This is a genomic window from Rahnella woolbedingensis (genome assembly GCF_003602095.1).
GTDB classification, from domain to species: domain Bacteria; phylum Pseudomonadota; class Gammaproteobacteria; order Enterobacterales; family Enterobacteriaceae; genus Rahnella; species Rahnella woolbedingensis.
Genome location: NZ_RAHH01000095.1, coordinates 1 through 681 on the forward strand (window position 1 = coordinate 1; position 681 = coordinate 681).

A 681-nucleotide genomic window follows, 5' to 3' on the forward strand; every position below is an offset into this window, starting at 1 on the left:
CCGGAACAGGGGGGTGCTCTGATGCACCGAGGTGAGGTTATCCCGCAGATCGTAGTGCCAGCTCTCTTTCGTCTGCGCCAGTGCAGAGTGAGGGGATTGGCCCGTCCAGCGCTCAGTGACGCGGCCATAGCGGTCGTACCGCAGGCCTGAATGCAGCGCACCTTGTGTCCGGCCGGTTTCCCGGTGCAGGGCATCGCGGCTGAATTCGGTGATAAGCCGGGAGTCCAGCATTATCTGAAGCGCGTGTCCGCTGCCATAATAGAGCGTCCGCAGGGAGCGTCCGTCCGGTAACGTCACCGACGTGCGATTGCCAAGGGCATCGTACTGATAGCCCACGGCACCGTTGATGCCGTCCTCTGCAGTCAGTTGCCCGGCAAGGTCATAATCGAGCCGCAGCTGCTGCGCAATGCCATCATTTTGCGGAGTAAATACCGCCTCCGTCAGGTGACCGGCAGGGCTGTATTGATACGCTGTCACGCCGTCGGGCGTTTGCTTTGCTATCAACTGACCGCTGAGGTCGCGGGTGAACTGGTGCGTCAGCGCATGCCCGCTGTTCGCAGCAAAAATGCGGCGGGTGGTACGGTTACACTCGTCATAGTCGTAGCGGGTGATCACATCATCCAGCCCGATTTCTTCCGTCAGGCGATCGTTTGTTCCCCAGTTAAACCGGTACGTTTCTCC

At 60.1% G+C, this 681-nt stretch carries 1 pseudogene; it reads right to left on the minus strand.

The annotated features are described in order from the left end of the window. A pseudogene (locus D6C13_RS25345) lies at nt 1-681 on the minus strand (type IV secretion protein Rhs); the annotation flags it as partial.